This window comes from Streptomyces sp. KPB2 (genome assembly GCF_003950055.1).
Taxonomy (GTDB): Bacteria; Actinomycetota; Actinomycetes; order Streptomycetales; family Streptomycetaceae; genus Streptomyces; species Streptomyces salinarius.
Genome location: NZ_CP034353.1, coordinates 4,875,406 through 4,891,126, shown reverse-complemented (window position 1 = coordinate 4,891,126; position 15,721 = coordinate 4,875,406). Strand labels below are relative to the sequence as shown.

Sequence of the window (15,721 nt, the reverse complement as noted above, 5' to 3'; positions counted from 1 at the left end):
TGCGCGCACGTGACGTGCGCGTACCACTTCCGCGAAGACCGCGGAGGTCAACGGCCCGGCGACCGGTACTACTTGCCCTTGGCGAGGAAGGACAGCAGGTCCTGCCGGCTCACCACCCCGGTCGGCTTGCCCTCGACCAGGACGATGGCCGCGTCGGCGCCGCCGAGCACCGACATCAGGTCCGCCACCGGCTCGCCCGAGCCGACCTGGGGCAGCGGGGCGGACATGTGCTTCTCCAGCGGGTCCTCCAGCGAGGCGCGCTTGGCGAACAGCGCGTCAAGCAGCTCGCGCTCCACCACCGAGCCGACGACCTCGGCGGCCATCACGTCCGGGTGACCGGCGCCGGGCTTGACGATCGGCATCTGCGAGACGCCGTACTCGCGCAGCACCTCGATTGCCTCGCCGACGGTCTCGTCCGGGTGCATGTGGACGAGGGAGGGGATGTGACCGCCCTCCTTGTGGTTCAGGACCTCGGCGACGCGGGCGCTGGGACCGGCGTCCTCCAGGAAGCCGTAGTCGGCCATCCACTCGTCGTTGAAGATCTTGCTGAGGTAGCCGCGTCCGCTGTCCGGCAGCAGGACGACCACCACGTCGTCCTCGCCGAGGCGCGCCGCCACCTCCAGGGCCGCGACGACCGCCATGCCGCAGGAGCCGCCCACCAGCAGGCCCTCCTCCTTGGCGAGGCGGCGGGTCATCTGGAAGGAGTCCTTGTCCGAGACGGCGACGATCTCGTCCGCGACCTCGCGGTCGTACGCCGTCGGCCAGAAGTCCTCACCGACACCCTCGACCAGGTACGGACGCCCGGAGCCGCCGGAGTACACGGAGCCCTCGGGGTCGGCGCCGATCACCTTCACCGCGCCGTCGCTGGCGTCCTTCAGGTACCGGCCGGTGCCGGAGATGGTGCCGCCGGTGCCGACGCCGGCCACGAAGTGGGTGATCTTCCCCTCGGTCTGCTCCCACAGCTCGGGGCCCGTGGAGTGGTAGTGGGAGAGCGGGTTGTTCGGGTTGGAGTACTGGTCCGGCTTCCAGGCGCCCGGCGTCTCACGGACCAGCCGGTCGGAGACGTTGTAGTACGAGTCGGGGTGCTCGGGGTCGACCGCGGTCGGGCAGACGACGACCTCGGCGCCGTACGCGCGCAGCACGTTGATCTTGTCGGTGGACACCTTGTCGGGGCAGACGAAGATGCACTTGTAGCCCTTCTGCTGGGCCACGATGGCGAGGCCGACGCCCGTGTTGCCGCTGGTCGGCTCGACGATCGTGCCGCCCGGCCGCAGCTCTCCGCTCTTCTCCGCGGCCTCGATCATGCGCAGGGCGATGCGGTCCTTCACCGAACCGCCCGGGTTGAAGTACTCCACCTTGGCCAGGACGGTCGCCCTGATCCCCTTGGTCACGCTGTTGAGCCGCACCAGCGGGGTGTTGCCGACGAGGCTGATCATCGAGTCGTGGAATTGCACCGTGGTCTCCGGATGCCGCAAATGAAAGGTCGATATCGGTCCGGCCAGCCTATGGCCTGCCGACCCGAGCATGCCCCGTCACGGTCGTTCACCCTGCGTTGAGATTGGGCGACCGTCCGTACGGGGCAAGGAGTGGGTGTACGGGTTTCGGGAGGTGGCGGCTACGTATGACGAGCATGTCGAGGGCGAGGGTGGCCCGCCGGATCGCGGCCGGCGCCGCGTACGGCGGCGGTGGCATCGGGCTGGCGGGAGCGGCGGCGGTCGGCCTGGTGGTGGCCGAGGTGCAGCTCGCCAGACGCCGGGTGGGCGTGGGCACCCCGGCCCGGGTGCCGAACGCGCAGGGACTGTACGGCGGCACCCTGCCCACGGCCGGTGAGCCACCGCTGCGGCTGCTGATGCTGGGCGACTCCACGGCCGCCGGGCAGGGCGTCCACCGGGCCGGTCAGACGCCGGGCGCACTGCTGGCGTCGGGGCTCGCGGCGGTGGCGGAGCGGCCGGTGCGGCTCGGGTCGGTCGCGCTGCCGGGGGCGTGTTCCGACGACCTCGACCGGCAGGTGACGTTGGCGCTCGCGGATCCGGACCGGGTGCCCGACATCTGCGTGATCATGATCGGCGCCAACGACGTCACCCACCGGATGCCGGCGACCCGCTCGGTACGGCACCTGTCCGCGGCGGTACGGCGGCTGCGCACGGCCGGCGCGGAGGTGGTGGTCGGCACCTGTCCGGACCTGGGCACGATCGAGCGGGTGCGGCAACCGCTGCGCTGGCTGGCCCGGCGGGCCTCTCGGCAGCTGGCGGCGGCGCAGACCATCGGCGTCGTCGAGCAGGGCGGGCGCACGGTGTCGCTGGGCGACCTGCTGGGCCCGGAGTTCGCGGAGAATCCCCGGGAGCTGTTCGGGCCGGACTACTACCACCCCTCCGCGGAGGGGTACGCCACGGCGGCGATGGCGGTCCTGCCGTCGGTGTGCGCCGCGCTCGGCCTGTGGCCGGCCGAGGAGGAGCACCCGGACGCGCTGCGCCGCGAGGGCTTCCTGCCGGTGGCCCGGGCGGCGGCGGAGGCGGCGTCCGAGGCTGGCACGGAGGTCGCTGCCGCCATGCCCACGGGGCCTCGGGGGCCTTGGGCGCTGCTCAAGCGCCGACGGCGGCGGAGGGTCTCGGAGGCAGAGCCGGCACCGTCGGGACAGCCGGGGTAGTAGCTGGGGGCGCTCACGGCGCTGACCGGTGCCGCTGCGCCCACCCGTGCCGCCCTGGGGGTACCTCCCAGGCCGTTCAGGCACTGGGGGAGGCACGACTGCCCGCAGCTGGGAGGAGCGCCAAGCAAGCGCTTAGACATTTGCGGTCCATGTCACACGGCCATAGCCGTGACCCGGGCCATACGGCCGGGTAACTTCCCCAGCAGCCGCCCGATTACTTCGCCTCGCCACTGGAGCCGTGATGCCCGAAGCCGTGATCGTCTCTGCCGCCCGTTCCCCCATCGGCCGCGCCTTCAAGGGCTCCCTGAAGGATCTGCGCCCCGACGACCTGGCCGCCACGATCATCCAGGCGGCCCTCGCGAAGGTCCCCGAGCTGGACCCGCGGGACATCGACGACCTGATGCTCGGCTGCGGTCTGCCCGGCGGCGAGCAGGGCAACAACCTCGGCCGGATCGTCGCCGTCGAGATGGGCATGGACCACCTGCCGGGCTGCACGATCACCCGGTACTGCTCCTCGTCCCTGCAGACCTCGCGCATGGCCCTGCACGCCATCAAGGCCGGCGAGGGCGACGTCTTCATCTCGGCCGGTGTCGAGATGGTCTCCCGGTTCGCCAAGGGCAACTCCGACAGCCTGCCGGACACCCACAACCCGCTCTTCGCCGAGGCCGAGGCCCGTACCGCCGAGGTCGCCCAGCAGGAGGGCACCACCTGGCACGACCCGCGCGAGGACGGCCTCGTCCCCGACCCGTACATCGCGATGGGCCAGACCGCCGAGAACCTCGCCCGCGCCAAGGGCATCACCCGGCAGGAGATGGACGAGTTCGGCGTCCGGTCCCAGAACCTCGCCGAGGAAGCCATCAAGAACGGCTTCTGGGAGCGCGAGATCACCCCGGTCACGCTGCCCGACGGCACGGTCGTCAGCAAGGACGACGGCCCGCGCGCCGGCGTCACCCTGGAGGGCGTGGCGGGCCTCAAGCCGGTCTTCCGCCCCGACGGCCTGGTCACCGCCGGCAACTGCTGCCCGCTCAACGACGGCGCCGCCGCCCTGGTGATCATGAGTGACACCAAGGCCCGCGAGCTGGGCCTGACCCCGCTCGCCCGCATCGTCTCCACCGGCGTCTCCGGCCTCTCCCCCGAGATCATGGGCCTCGGTCCGGTCGAGGCGAGCAAGCAGGCGCTGTCCCGCGCCGGGCTGGGCATCGGCGACATCGACCTGGTCGAGATCAACGAGGCGTTCGCCGCGCAGGTCATCCCCTCCTACCGTGACCTCGGCATCCCGCTGGAGAAGCTCAACGTCAACGGCGGCGCCATCGCCGTCGGCCACCCCTTCGGCATGACCGGCGCCCGTATCACCGGCACGCTGATCAACTCCCTCCAGACGCACGACAAGCAGTTCGGCCTGGAGACCATGTGCGTCGGCGGCGGCCAGGGCATGGCCATGGTCATCGAGCGCCTGAGCTGACCCCCGTCGGGGGCCGCCGCCGAGTGCCGCTGATGGACCGTCAGTAGCACCCGGTGGACCCAGTGTGACGGACCGGCCCGGAGCCCTGCCGACCGCAGGGTTCTGGGCCGTTTTGTGACCCAAACTCCCCCAGGATGTGACCTACCTCTCCCGTACCCTTGATTTACGCAGGTCAGAACAGCACCACCCCCACCTTCCGGGCCCAAAGTCCTGTCCGTTTCGTGACGTTACGCACTGACAGACGATTAGTCCTCCCTTCAAGCTGATGTAGGAAGTCGGGGGTCGACTTTGAACCGGGAGTACGTCAGTGAGCGCCATGCCGATCGCCCTGCTGCTCACCACGGCCGCCACCGGCGCCGTGGGCGTCGCCGTCCTGCGCAGCATCCTGATGCTGCGCCGCCAGGTGACCGCCTTGCGCGCCGAGCTGGCCGAGAGCCGGGCCACCGCCGCGCGGGCCCGGGTGCCCGCCGCCCGCACCACCGCCGACGCCGAGGAGATACGCGCCGCCGTGGCGGAGGCGCTCGCCGAGGAGCGTGAGCGCGAGCTCGCCGAGGCGCGGGCCTTCTGGGCCGCCCAGGAGACCCGGGACGTCTCCGACGCGCCCCTGCTGCTCGGCCTGTCCGACAGTGAGCTGTTCCTGCCCCGCCAGGCCGACCTCGTGGGCCTGGAGCCGGTGGTCGAGCCGGCCGCGGACACCGACGAGCCGGCCGACCGGGACACGGGCCACACGGGCCCCAGGGAGTCCGCCGAGCTGGCCGCCGCCCGCCGCCGGCACCCCTCGCACCCGGACTTCGTGCCGAACCCGTCCCCGGCCGTGAACGACCACGACCGCACCGTGGCGACCCTGGAGGAGCTGGCCGAGTCGAGCGTCGCGCTGGCGGACGTCCGCCCGGGCCCGCTGGGCACCCTCGACGTGTACGTCTTCGCCGACGGCACCACCCTGTGCATGACCCCGGGCCACCGGGAGACCGCGGAGCGCCTGGCCGCGGCCCTGGGCGCGGGCCAGACGCCGTACCTCCTGGGCGGCTCCGGGATCTCCGGCGCCTACACGCTGACCTTCGCCTGCGGCGAGGAGAACGTGTACATCCTGGCGGACCGCGTCATCGCGTCCCTGTAGGCGCCCTCGCGGTCATCCCGGCCGCGTCACACCCCGGCCCGCTTGCGGGCCTCCTCCACCAGCGCCGCCGCTTCTTCCACCTGGCCCTCGTCGTTCAGTACGAGGGCCAAGTCGTGTGCGGCGACGGCGATCTGGTCGGCGGCGGCGAACATGCCCGCGTCCGGCATCTCACGGGGCTCGGCCCCGGGCTCCTCCGCGAGCTGGGCGCGCCGGGCCAACTCCCTGGCCAGCTCCAGCGCCTCGGCGGCCGCGCCGCGCTGCAGCCTGCTCTGCGGGGCGGCCCGCAGCCGGTCGGCGAAGTCGTCCACGGCACGGGTCAAAGGCGTCGTATCAACCACGGCGCGAGCGTACGCGGCCGTCCGGGACTGTTGCCAACGGGCGAACGCTCGGGCACGGTGACCTGAAGGACCGGCTTACATCCCCTTTCGCCCGGAGGCGCCGATGTCCCAAGTCTTCTCCGAGGAGACCCATCGCAATCTGCTCGCCCGTATCCCCCAGTGCACCGGCCGTGAGATCTCCGACTGGCTGCGCGCCGTCGAGGACGGCCCCGCCCTCTTCCGCTTCGAGGAGAAGGTCAGCTGGCTCCGCCACGAACACAACCTCGCGTACGGCCACGCGAAGGCGATCGTCCACGAGTACGACCTGAGAAGGGCCGCGCGCAAGCTGCTGTGAACGGGCGGGCGCCGAGCCCACGACGAAGGGCCCCGGGCACGAAGCCCGGGGCCCTTCACCCGCGTGGTGCTACGGGGCGCTGCTAGTCGTTGCTGTTCAGGATCGCGATGAGACGCAGGAACTCCAGGTAGATCCAGACCAGCGTCAGCGTGAGGCCGAAGGCGGCGAACCAGGCCTCCTCGCGCGGGGCGCCGTAGGCGAGCCCGTCCTCGACCTGCTTGAAGTCGAGGGCGAGGAAGCAGGCGCCGAGGATGACACCGATGACGCCGAAGACGACACCGAGCGCACCGCTGCGGAAGCCGAGGCCGTCACCGCCGCCGAAGACGGCGAACAGCAGGTTCACCATCATCAGGAGGACGAAGCCGAGCGCGGCCGCCATCACGAAGCCGTAGAAGCGGCGGTTGACGCGGATCCAGCCCGCCTTGTAGGCGACCAGCACACCGGCGAAGACCGCCATCGTGCCGATCACGGCCTGCATGGCCGCGCCGTCCGCGATGCGGTTGTCGACGACGCTGGAGACGACGCCGAGGAAGACACCCTCGAACGCCGCGTAGGACAGGATCAGCGCCGGCGTGGGCTTGCGCTTGAAGGACTGGACGAGCGCCAGGACCATGCCGATCAGGGCGGCACCGATACCGATGCCGTACGAGCGGCCGATGTTGGCGTCGTCCACCGGCAGCAGCGCCCACGCGAGCGCGGCCGTCACCACGAGCACGCCGAGCGTGCTCGCCGTACGGACGACGACGTCGTCCATCGTCATCCGGCCGGTGGTGGCGGGCGCCTGCGGCCCCGCGCCGAACTGCTGGTCAGGCTGGGCGTACGGGTTCTGCGCGTACGGGTTGCCGGCGGGCGGCTGGGCGTACGGGTTGCCCTGGGCGCCCTGCGCGTACGGGTTGGCCTGCGTGGCGACGGCGGGTCCCCCGGCCTGCGGCGCGGCGTTGAAGCCCGCGTAGCCGTTGTCGCGGCTGAACCCCCGTCGCGAGAAGACCGGGTTTCTGCTCCTCATTTCACTCCTCCATGGCCACACGGCGCAGCCTTGGCTCAAGAGTAATAGAACGGCAAAGGAATGACCCTACTGCTTGGGGAGGATCTTTCCCTCGCCTTGCGGCTCAACACGCTACGCCGATCAGTGATTCCCCTCACGGCCGGGGTCGCGCGGGCCGCCCGGCGGCGCTCACCCGATCGGGAAGCCGGTGTAGGCCTCGGCGAGGTCGGTCTCGGCGGCGCGGGAGGAGGTGATCCGGTCGAGGCGGGCCAGCTGGAGCCGGTCCTCGAAGGGGGTGGCGTCCGGGGCGGTGTGCAGCAGGGTCGTCATGTCGTACGAGAAGCGCTCGGCCTGCCAGACGCGGCGCAGGCAGGTCGCGGAGTAGGCGTCGAGCAGGTCGTCGGAGCCGGTCGCGGCGCGGTGGGCCAGCGCCCGCGCGAGGGTGACCACGTCGCCGACTGCGAGGTTGAGGCCCTTGGCGCCGGTGGGCGGCACGATGTGCGCGGCGTCGCCGGCCAGGAAGAGGCGGCCGTGCCGCATGGGCTCGTGGACATAGGAGCGCATCGGGGTGACCGACTTCTGGGTGATGGGGCCGCGTCGCAGGGTCCAGTCGTCGTCGGTCTCGAAGCGGCGCTCCAGCTCGTCCCAGATCTGCTCGTCGCTCCAGCTGTCGGCGTCCGTGTCCGCGGGGACCTGGAGGTAGAGGCGGGAGACGGACGGGGAGCGCATGGACAGCAGGGCGAAGCCCCGGTCGTGGCGGGCGTAGACCAGCTCGTCGTGCGAGGGGGCGACGTCGGCGAGGATGCCGAGCCAGCCGAAGGGGTACGTCCGCCCGAAGGTGCGCCCGTCCGGCACGGCCGCCCGGGCCACTCCCCAGAAGCCGTCGCAGCCGACGACGTAGTCGCACTCCAGCACGTCCTCGGCGCCCTCCGCGCCGCCGTGGCGGAAGCGGACGCGCGGCCGGTCCGTCTCGGCGCCCTCCACGGCCAGCGCCTCGGTCTCGAACAGCAGCGGCCCGCCGTCCTCGATCTGGAGGGCGATGAGGTCCTTGCAGACCTCGGTCTGGGCGTAGACCATCACGGACCTGCCGCCGGTGAGCTTGGGGAAGTCGACGCGGTGACGGCGCCGGTCGAACCGCAGCTCGATGCCGTCGTGGCGCAGCCCCTCGCGGTCCATCCGCTCCCCGGCCCCGGCCTCGCGCAGGACGTCCACCGTGCCCTGCTCCAGGATCCCGGCGCGCTGCCTGCGCTCGACGTAGGCGCGGTCGCGGCTCTCCAGGACGACCGAGTCGATCCCGGCGTTGTGCAGCAGCCGGGCGAGCAGCAGCCCGGCGGGGCCTGCCCCGATGATGCCGACGGTGGTGCGCATCGGTCGTTCCCTTCGATCGGCGTCGTTGCCTTTTCCCTGTTGTTCGCCTGGTGAAATTTCCTTCACCAGATGGGAATGAGTTTCCGGTCGCCCGCATGCCGCTGTCAACGGTTCCGGGGGTGCGAGAAGGGGGGTGACGCTCTGCACACAGCGCCATGACGGCGGTTGTGCCCGGAGCCGGACTTGAACCGGCACGCCCTCGAAGGGGCAGCGAGGTTTAAGCTCGCCGTGTCTGCATTCCACCATCCGGGCAGGCCATGGGCTCCGCGTCGCGTGCCTTGAGCCTATCGGGACGCGCCTCCCGGCCTCGGGCGGGCGAACCGATGTTGTCTTATTTTATTGGCGCCTGAGGGAGCATCAGATGCCGGGGCAGGCCGTCAGCACATGCCAACAGCCTTGCGTGCCGGGCTCCGCCATGTATGCGGAATGACGGGATTTCACCGTCTCGACAAGGGCGCCCGCCCCGTTCTCGCTCGCCCCGCCGTCGGGGTCGCCCGTCATCCGCAGGTATGACACGGACCGGCGCCGTCCGACCGGAGTCGCCCCCGTAAACCGGAACAGCGGCTGACTCCACGGCGCCGCACGGCAAGGACGATGGATGGCGTCCCCGAGCACACACCGTGCCGCCCGCAGACGTCGTGCGGACCGCACGCGCATGCCGGCCCCGCACGCCGTACCGACAGGAGCGCCCTTCCCGTGACCACCGCACCCATCGCCGACCGGTCCACCGCCGTGGCCGCACGCGCCACGGAGCTTTCCAAGATCTACGGCCAGGGCGAGACCCAGGTGGTCGCCCTGGACCGGGTCTCCATCGACTTCCGGCAGGCCGAGCTCACCGCGATCATGGGCCCCTCCGGCTCCGGCAAGTCCACGCTGATGCACTGCGTCGCGGGCCTGGACACCTTCTCGTCCGGCTCGGTGCGCATCGGCGAGACCGAGCTGGGCTCGCTCAAGGACAAGCAGCTCACCAAGTTGCGCCGGGACAAGATCGGCTTCATCTTCCAGGCGTTCAACCTGCTGCCGACGCTGACCGCGCTGGAGAACATCACCCTTCCGATGGACATCGCGGGCCGCAAGCCCGACAAGCAGTGGCTCGACTCGGTGATCCAGATGGTCGGGCTGTCCGGGCGCCTGGGACACCGGCCCTCCCAGCTGTCCGGCGGGCAGCAGCAGCGGGTCGCCGTGGCGCGGGCGCTGGCCTCCCGGCCGGAGATCATCTTCGGCGACGAGCCGACCGGCAACCTCGACTCCCGTTCCGGCGCCGAGGTCCTGGGCTTCCTGCGCAACTCGGTGCGGGAACTGGGCCAGACCGTGGTGATGGTGACCCACGACCCGGTGGCCGCCGCCTACGCGGACCGGGTGGTCTTCCTCGCCGACGGACGCATCGTCGACGAGTTGTACGGGCCGACGGCCGACTCGGTGCTCGACCGCATGAAGCGGTTCGACGCCAAGGGCCGCACCAGCTGACACGCCCCGCCGGCCACCCGTCCGTCCGCCCCCGCCCCCGTACCCCGTACGTCTGGACAGAGAAGACCCCCATGTTCCGTACCGCCTTGCGCAACGTCTTCGCGCACAAGGCCAGGCTGTTGATGACCGTGCTCGCCGTGATGCTCGGCGTGGCGTTCGTGTCGGGCACCCTGGTCTTCGCCGACACCCTCTCCAACGCCTTCCGCAACCAGTCGGCGAAGAGCTACCAGGACGTCGCCGTCGCCGTCACCTCGTACGCCGACTCGGACAACTCCGAGGAGGAGTACGGTCTCTCCGGCGAGGTCCTCGACCGGATCTCCGCCGTGGACGGCGTCGCCGGGGTGTACGGCCGCGTCGAGGGCTTCGCCGGGGTCGCCGACCCCGACGGGAAGCTGATCGGCGTCGGCTGGTCCAACAAGGGCTCCAACTTCGCCCCCGGCAAGGACGGCAAGGACGCCGCCTACACGTTCACCGACGGCTCCGGCCCGGTGCGGGACGACCAGATCGCCCTGGACGAGGACTCCGCCGCCAAGGGCGAGTACGAGGTCGGCGACCGGGTGCGCGTCGCGACCAACGGCCCGGTGAAGGAGTACACCCTCAGCGGTGTCTTCACCACCGAGGACGGCGCCGTCAACGCGGGCGGCAGCCTCGTCCTCTTCGACAACGCCGTCGCGCAGAAGCAGTACCTCCGGCCCGGCTACTTCGAGAGCGCCACCGTCGCCGCCGCCCCCGGCGCCGACGACGCGCGGATCCTGAAGGCGGTCGAGCCGCTGCTGCCGGAGAGCGCCGAGGCCAAGACCGGCCAGGCGCTCGCGGACGAGCAGGCCGACCAGATCGAACAGGGCATGGGCAACCTCAAGCAGGTCCTGCTCGGCTTCGCCGGCATCGCGCTGTTCGTCGGGATCTTCCTGATCTCCAACACCTTCACGATGCTGGTCGCGCAGCGCACCAAGGAGATCGCCCTGATGCGCGCCGTCGGCGCGTCCCGCCGGCAGATCACCCGCTCGGTGCTCGCCGAGGCCGCGCTGGTGGGCCTGGTGGCCTCGGCCGTCGGCTTCGCCCTCGGTGTCGGTCTGGCCGTCGGACTGCGCTCCGGCATGTCCGCGTTCGACATGAAGATGCCGGCCGGTCCGCTGGTCCTGTCCGCCACGCCGGTGGTCGCGGCGTTCGCGGTGGGCGTGCTGATCACGGTGTTCGCCGCCTGGCTGCCCGGCCGCCGGGCCGCGAAGATCCCGCCGGTGGCGGCCATGAACAGCGTCCACGCGGTGGCCACCACCAAGTCGCTGGTGGTGCGCAACTCCATCGGAGCGGCCGTCACCGCCCTCGGCGCGGTGGGGATCGTGGCGGGTGCCTCAGCCGGCGGCGACGACGGCCGGATGTACATCGGCGCGGGCGCGTTCTTCGCGCTGATCGGCGTGATCGTCCTGATTCCGCTGCTGTCCCGGCCCGTGATCGCACTGGTGCGTCCGCTGCTCGTCGGGCCCTTCGGGGTGGCGGGCAAGCTGGCCGGGCAGAACGCGGTCCGCAACCCGCGCCGTACCGGCGCCACCGCCTCGGCGCTGGCGATCGGACTGACGCTGGTGACCGGGCTGTCGGTGCTCGGCGTCACGGTCGGCACCGCCATCGACAAGATGACCACGGACAACATCAAGGCCGACTACATGGTCTCGATGGCCAACGGGGGCGACCTCGACCGGTCCGCGCTGACGGCGCTGGAGAAGGCCGACGGCGTGTCCGCGGTCTCACCCCAGCAGGACGCCTACTTCCGGGTCGACGGCGCATACGTGTCGGCCTCCGCCGTCACCCCGGGCGACATCGAGAAGGTGCTGACCGTCGACGTCGTCAGCGGCGACGCGGGCTCGCTCGCCCAGGGCCGGATCGCGGTCGCCGAGAAGACGGCCGAGAGCAGGGGCTGGAAGACCGGCGACACCGTCCCCGTCACCTTCGACGACGACCGGAAGGCCACGCTGACGGTCGGCGCCGTCTACAAGGACAGCGAGTTCCTCTCCCCCGTCCTCGTCGACCGCGAGGTCGTGGACCGCCACGAGGCGAAGCCTTCCATCCGGCAGATCTTCGTCAAGGTCGACGGCGGCCAGTCCGCGGCGAACGAGAAGGTCCTCATCGACGCGCTCGGCGACAACCCCGCGATCACCGTGATGGACCGGCAGGACATCCGCGACGAGTTCGGCGGCGCCATCAACACCCTGCTGAACGTCATGTACGGGCTGCTGGCGATGGCCCTGATCATCGCGGTCCTCGGCGTCGTCAACACCCTCGCGATGTCCGTCTTCGAACGGCAGCAGGAGATCGGCATGCTGCGCGCGATCGGCCTGGACCGGCGCCGGGTGAAGCGCATGGTGCGGCTGGAGGCCGTCGTCATCTCGGTGTTCGGCGCGGTGGTCGGCATCGGTCTCGGCACCTTCCTCGGCTGGGCGATCGGCGAGACCGTCGCCGAGGAGATCCCGGGGTACGCGCTGGTCCTGCCCTGGGACCGGATCGGGATCTTCGTCGTGCTGGCCGGTCTGGTGGGCGTCCTGGCCGCCATGTGGCCGGCCCGCAACGCCGCCCGGCTGAACATGCTGAACGCGATCAAGGCCGAGTGACCTCGCCGCGAGGCGACACACCGAAGGGCCGGGCCACCGCATGGGGCCCGGCCCTTCGGGGTCGTGTGTCGCGCGCGGATCAGGCCCGGTCGGGCGCGCCCCACACGCGGGCCCGCAACGGCATCCCGGAGGCGCCCGAGTCGGGCGTCTTCACGGCGAGGACCTGGTTGACGCCGATGCGGTTGCGCTCGAAGGCGAGCGCGGAGGCGGCCATGTACAGCTGCCAGACCCGGGCGCGGCCGGGGCTGACCAACCGGGTGGCCGTCGCCCAGTCGGACTCCAGGTTGGCGACCCAGCGGCGCAGGGTGAGCGCGTAGTGCTCGCGGATCGACTCCACGTCGCGGACCTCGAACCCGGCCCGCTCCAGCTGGGTGACGGTGGTGCCGATCGGGGCCAGTTCACCGTCGGGGAAGACGTAGGCGTCGATGAACTCGTCGACGTTGTAGGAGGACTCGTCCCGCTGCGGGCGGCGGGCGATCTGGTGGTTCAGCAGCCGGCCGCCGGGCTTGAGCAGCTTGTGCAGGTCGGTGGCGTACTCCAGGTAGCGCTCGGCGCCGACGTGCTCGGCCATGCCGATGGAGGAGATGGCGTCGTAGGGCCCGTCCGCGACGTCCCGGTAGTCCTGGACGCGGATCTCCACCCGGTCGGTGAGCCCCTCGTCGGCGACGCGCTTGCGGGCGTACGCGGCCTGCTCCTGGGACAGGGTCACGCCGACGACGCTCACCCCGTGCTCGCGGGCCGCGTGGATCGCCATCGAGCCCCAGCCGCAGCCGACGTCGAGGAGGCGCTGACCGGGCTTCAGGTCCAGCTTGCGGCTGACCAGTTCGAGCTTGTCGCGCTGGGCGTCCTCCAGGGTGCCGCCCTCGGCCGGCGGAGCGGGCCAGTAGGCGCAGGAGTACACCATGGAGGGGCCGAGGACGAGTTCGTAGAAGTCGTTGCCGACGTCGTAGTGGTGGCTGATGGCCCGCTTGTCGGTGCGCTTGGTGTGCAGGTGGCCGCGGGTCCGGCGGACCTCCTCCGGCGGTGGCGCGGGCGGCAGCGGCGGCCCGGCGAGCTTCAGCAGGCCCCGTACGGCGGCCCGGACCTCGGGGTCGCGCAGCGACTCGACCAGGCCGCGGGCGTCCTCGCCGCGCTCCCAGATCAGGCCGGCCATCAGCCCGAGGGCGGTGTAGAGGTCGCCCTCGATGTCGAGGTCGCCGGCCACCCAGGCGCGGGCCAGGCCCAGTTCACCGGGTTTGAACAGCAGGCGGCGCAGTGCCCTGCGGTTGCGGACGACGAGGGTCGGTGCGCCCGGCGGACCCGCGTGCGAACCGTCCCAGGCGCGAAGGCGCACCGGGAGTGGTGCTCCCAGCAACTGTTCGAAGAGGTTCTGCAGCCGCAGCGCGGCGTCAGCCATGGCGTACCTCCAAGACGAGCTATCCCGGAATGTCCAACACCACGTAAACACCTGCGAGCCCTCCGTACAGTCCCCGGCGCGCGTTACGACTCGGCAAAATAGCTGTACACACCAACGGACTTGTCGCCCCGGGGGCCGCGGCGCAACACGAAGAGGCCGCCCGCACCACGGATGGCGGACGGCCCCTTCGAGGGACTGCTACTGACTACTGCTGACTGCTACTACTACTAGTACTGCTACTGCTGCGCGTACTGCCGACAGCGACCGGAGGGTCAGGAGGCCTTGGCCTCGGTCTTCTCCGCCGTCTTCTCGGCCGGCTTCGCGTCGGCAGCCTTCGCCGCGGCGGGCTTCGGGGCCGGCTTGGCGGCCTCGTAGAACTCCTCGCGCGGCGTCTCCATCGCGCCGAGGGAGACGACCTCGCGCTTGAGGAACATGCCGAGCGTCCAGTCCGCGAAGACGCGGATCTTGCGGTTCCAGGTCGGCATCGCCATGCCGTGGTAGCCGCGGTGCATGTACCAGGCGAGACGGCCCTTGAGCTTGATCTTCATCTTGCCCATGACGATCATCGCGACGCCCTTGTGCAGGCCGAGGCCCGCCACCGCGCCCTTGTTGGCGTGGCTGTACTCCTTCTGCGGGAAGCCCCGCATGCCGGAGATCACGTTGTCGCCGAGGACCTTGGCCTGGCGCAGCGCGTGCTGGGCGTTGGGCGGGCACCAGGCGTTCTCGTTGCCCGCCTTGCGGCCGACGAGGTCCGGCACCTGGGCGTTGTCGCCCGCGGCCCAGATGTAGTCGGTGCCCTGGACCTGGAGGGTGGCCTGGGTGTCGACGTGGCCGCGGGGGCCGAGCGGCAGGCCGAAGCGGGCCAGCGCCGGGTTGGGCTTGACGCCGGCCGTCCACACGATGGTGTTGGAGTCGACCTCCAGCCCGTTCTTCAGCACCACGTGGCCGTCGACGCAGGAGTCCATGGAGGTGGACAGGTAGACCTCGACGCCGCGGCCCTCGAGGTGCTCCTTGCCGTACTGGCCGAGCTTGGGGCCGACCTCGGGGAGGATCTTGTCGGCGGCGTCCACGAGGATGAAGCGCATGTCCTCGCGGGAGACGTTGTTGTAGTACTTGGCCGCGTCCCGGGCCATGTCCTCGACCTCACCGATGGTCTCCGCGCCGGCGAAGCCGCCGCCGACGAAGACGAAGGTGAGCGCCTTGCGGCGGATCTCCTCGTCGGTGGTGGAGTCGGCCTTGTCGAGCTGCTCCAGGACGTGGTTGCGCAGGCCGATGGACTCCTCGATGCCCTTCATGCCGATGCCCTGCTCGGCGAGGCCGGGGATCGGGAAGGTGCGGGAGACCGCGCCCATCGCGATGACCAGGTAGTCGAAGGGCAGCTCGTACGCCTCGCCGACCAGCGGCGCGACGGTGGCGACCTTGCGGTCCTGGTCGATGGTGGTGACCCGGCCGGTGAGGACCTCCGCCTTCGGAAGCACGCGCCGCAGGGGGACGACGACGTGCCGCGGGGAGATGCTGCCGGCGGCGGCTTCGGGGAGGAAGGGCTGGTAGGTCATGTACGACCGCGGGTCGACGACGGTGACGGTCGCCTCGCCGTAACGCATCTTCTTCTGGATGCGTCGAGCTGCGTACAGGCCTACGTACCCACCGCCTACTACGAGGATCCTGGGACGCTCCGTGGTGCTCATGGCATCGAGTATCCACCCGGTCGAGGGGGGTGGTTCGTGCGCCCCTTCACAAGGTTCGGTGGAGGCTGTGCTACCATCCGCCGCCGACGTGACGGAGATCATGGCGGGCGAAGGAACCAGCGTGTAGGGCACCCCGTTGTCAATGCCGCGTGAGCTGCACCTCCGCACCGACAGGACGGTGGACCACCCTCCCGCGAGGGTTCCGCGGGACCCCCTCGCGACACCGTCCTGAACACGTTCAAAGGGCAGTTGAAACCCCAAAAGGGTCAACGAGCGCGCTTTCGTCGTCCGACGGGGCCCAATTCCTTGTGAAGAA

Annotated in this window: 12 protein-coding genes and 1 tRNA gene; 6 read left to right on the top strand and 7 right to left on the bottom strand. The window is 71.0% G+C overall.

Going from position 1 to position 15,721, the window contains the following annotated elements; genetic code table 11:
* Window positions 1-68 precede the first annotated feature (68 nt).
* Entirely contained in the window at window positions 69-1,454 is a 1,386-nt protein-coding gene (locus D1J63_RS22035; protein ID WP_102930543.1) for a cystathionine beta-synthase, read from the bottom strand.
* A gap of 167 nt (window positions 1,455-1,621) precedes the next feature.
* Here D1J63_RS22035 and D1J63_RS22030 point away from each other — a divergent pair, with 167 nt between their 5' ends.
* The 3 genes from D1J63_RS22030 to D1J63_RS22020 all read left to right on the top strand — a co-directional run bounded on the left by D1J63_RS22030 (window position 1,622) and on the right by D1J63_RS22020 (window position 5,226).
* Window positions 1,622-2,647 carry an SGNH/GDSL hydrolase family protein gene (locus D1J63_RS22030; protein WP_125631047.1) on the top strand — a complete coding sequence of 342 codons (1,026 nt, stop codon included), beginning with the start codon at window positions 1,622-1,624 and terminating at the stop codon, window positions 2,645-2,647.
* 241 nt (window positions 2,648-2,888) lie between these two features.
* Window positions 2,889-4,109: an acetyl-CoA C-acetyltransferase gene (locus tag D1J63_RS22025; RefSeq protein WP_102927542.1), complete on the top strand. Its 1,221-nt coding sequence runs from the start codon at window positions 2,889-2,891 to the stop codon at window positions 4,107-4,109.
* A 307-nt stretch (window positions 4,110-4,416) separates the two neighbouring features.
* Window positions 4,417-5,226 (top strand): hypothetical protein, encoded by an 810-nt coding sequence (locus D1J63_RS22020; RefSeq protein ID WP_125631045.1) that lies wholly within the window; start codon window positions 4,417-4,419, stop codon window positions 5,224-5,226.
* A 26-nt stretch (window positions 5,227-5,252) separates the two neighbouring features.
* Here D1J63_RS22020 and D1J63_RS22015 read toward each other — a convergent pair whose 3' ends face one another.
* On the bottom strand, window positions 5,253-5,564 hold the full coding sequence (locus tag D1J63_RS22015; RefSeq protein WP_176155051.1) for a hypothetical protein: 312 nt from the start codon (window positions 5,562-5,564) through the stop codon (window positions 5,253-5,255).
* Window positions 5,565-5,667: 103 nt separating this feature from the next.
* Here D1J63_RS22015 and D1J63_RS22010 point away from each other — a divergent pair, with 103 nt between their 5' ends.
* Window positions 5,668-5,898 (top strand): DUF4287 domain-containing protein, encoded by a 231-nt coding sequence (locus tag D1J63_RS22010; protein ID WP_030189937.1) that lies wholly within the window; start codon window positions 5,668-5,670, stop codon window positions 5,896-5,898.
* A gap of 82 nt (window positions 5,899-5,980) precedes the next feature.
* On the opposite strand, the gene D1J63_RS22005 is transcribed toward D1J63_RS22010, so the two are convergent.
* The 3 genes from D1J63_RS22005 to D1J63_RS21995 all read right to left on the bottom strand — a co-directional run bounded on the left by D1J63_RS22005 (window position 5,981) and on the right by D1J63_RS21995 (window position 8,503).
* Complete coding sequence (locus tag D1J63_RS22005; protein WP_125631043.1) at window positions 5,981-6,904, bottom strand: Bax inhibitor-1/YccA family protein; 924 nt, start codon at window positions 6,902-6,904, stop codon at window positions 5,981-5,983.
* 168 nt (window positions 6,905-7,072) lie between these two features.
* Complete coding sequence (locus D1J63_RS22000) at window positions 7,073-8,251, bottom strand: 4-hydroxybenzoate 3-monooxygenase (RefSeq protein WP_125631041.1); 1,179 nt, start codon at window positions 8,249-8,251, stop codon at window positions 7,073-7,075.
* Between the two features lie 168 nt (window positions 8,252-8,419).
* Window positions 8,420-8,503: transfer RNA gene (locus tag D1J63_RS21995), tRNA-Leu, on the bottom strand.
* Window positions 8,504-8,947: 444 nt separating this feature from the next.
* Here D1J63_RS21995 and D1J63_RS21985 point away from each other — a divergent pair.
* Entirely contained in the window at window positions 8,948-9,718 is a 771-nt protein-coding gene (locus tag D1J63_RS21985) for an ABC transporter ATP-binding protein (RefSeq protein ID WP_102927536.1), read from the top strand.
* A gap of 71 nt (window positions 9,719-9,789) precedes the next feature.
* A complete protein-coding gene (locus tag D1J63_RS21980; protein WP_125631037.1) occupies window positions 9,790-12,321 on the top strand; it encodes an ABC transporter permease in 2,532 nt (843 codons plus the stop codon).
* Window positions 12,322-12,400: 79 nt separating this feature from the next.
* On the opposite strand, the gene D1J63_RS21975 is transcribed toward D1J63_RS21980, so the two are convergent.
* Window positions 12,401-13,717, bottom strand: a complete 1,317-nt coding sequence (locus tag D1J63_RS21975) for a cyclopropane-fatty-acyl-phospholipid synthase family protein (RefSeq protein ID WP_125631035.1) — start codon at window positions 13,715-13,717, stop codon at window positions 12,401-12,403.
* Between the two features lie 272 nt (window positions 13,718-13,989).
* Window positions 13,990-15,405 carry an NAD(P)/FAD-dependent oxidoreductase gene (locus D1J63_RS21970; RefSeq protein WP_102927533.1) on the bottom strand — a complete coding sequence of 472 codons (1,416 nt, stop codon included), beginning with the start codon at window positions 15,403-15,405 and terminating at the stop codon, window positions 13,990-13,992.
* Between the last annotated feature and the right edge of the window lie 316 nt (window positions 15,406-15,721).

What these genes read in the sequence shown, in the direction of transcription:
- D1J63_RS21980 (WP_125631037.1), top strand. Translation starts at nt 9,790, where the DNA reads ATGTTCCGTACCGCCTTGCGCAACGTCTTCGCGCACAAGGCCAGGCTG.
- D1J63_RS22025 (WP_102927542.1), top strand. Translation starts at nt 2,889, where the DNA reads ATGCCCGAAGCCGTGATCGTCTCTGCCGCCCGTTCCCCCATCGGCCGC.
- D1J63_RS22000 (WP_125631041.1), bottom strand. Translation starts at nt 8,251, where the DNA reads ATGCGCACCACCGTCGGCATCATCGGGGCAGGCCCCGCCGGGCTGCTG.
- D1J63_RS22010 (WP_030189937.1), top strand. Translation starts at nt 5,668, where the DNA reads ATGTCCCAAGTCTTCTCCGAGGAGACCCATCGCAATCTGCTCGCCCGT.
- D1J63_RS21970 (WP_102927533.1), bottom strand. Translation starts at nt 15,405, where the DNA reads ATGAGCACCACGGAGCGTCCCAGGATCCTCGTAGTAGGCGGTGGGTAC.
- D1J63_RS21975 (WP_125631035.1), bottom strand. Translation starts at nt 13,717, where the DNA reads ATGGCTGACGCCGCGCTGCGGCTGCAGAACCTCTTCGAACAGTTGCTG.
- D1J63_RS22030 (WP_125631047.1), top strand. Translation starts at nt 1,622, where the DNA reads ATGACGAGCATGTCGAGGGCGAGGGTGGCCCGCCGGATCGCGGCCGGC.
- D1J63_RS22005 (WP_125631043.1), bottom strand. Translation starts at nt 6,904, where the DNA reads ATGAGGAGCAGAAACCCGGTCTTCTCGCGACGGGGGTTCAGCCGCGAC.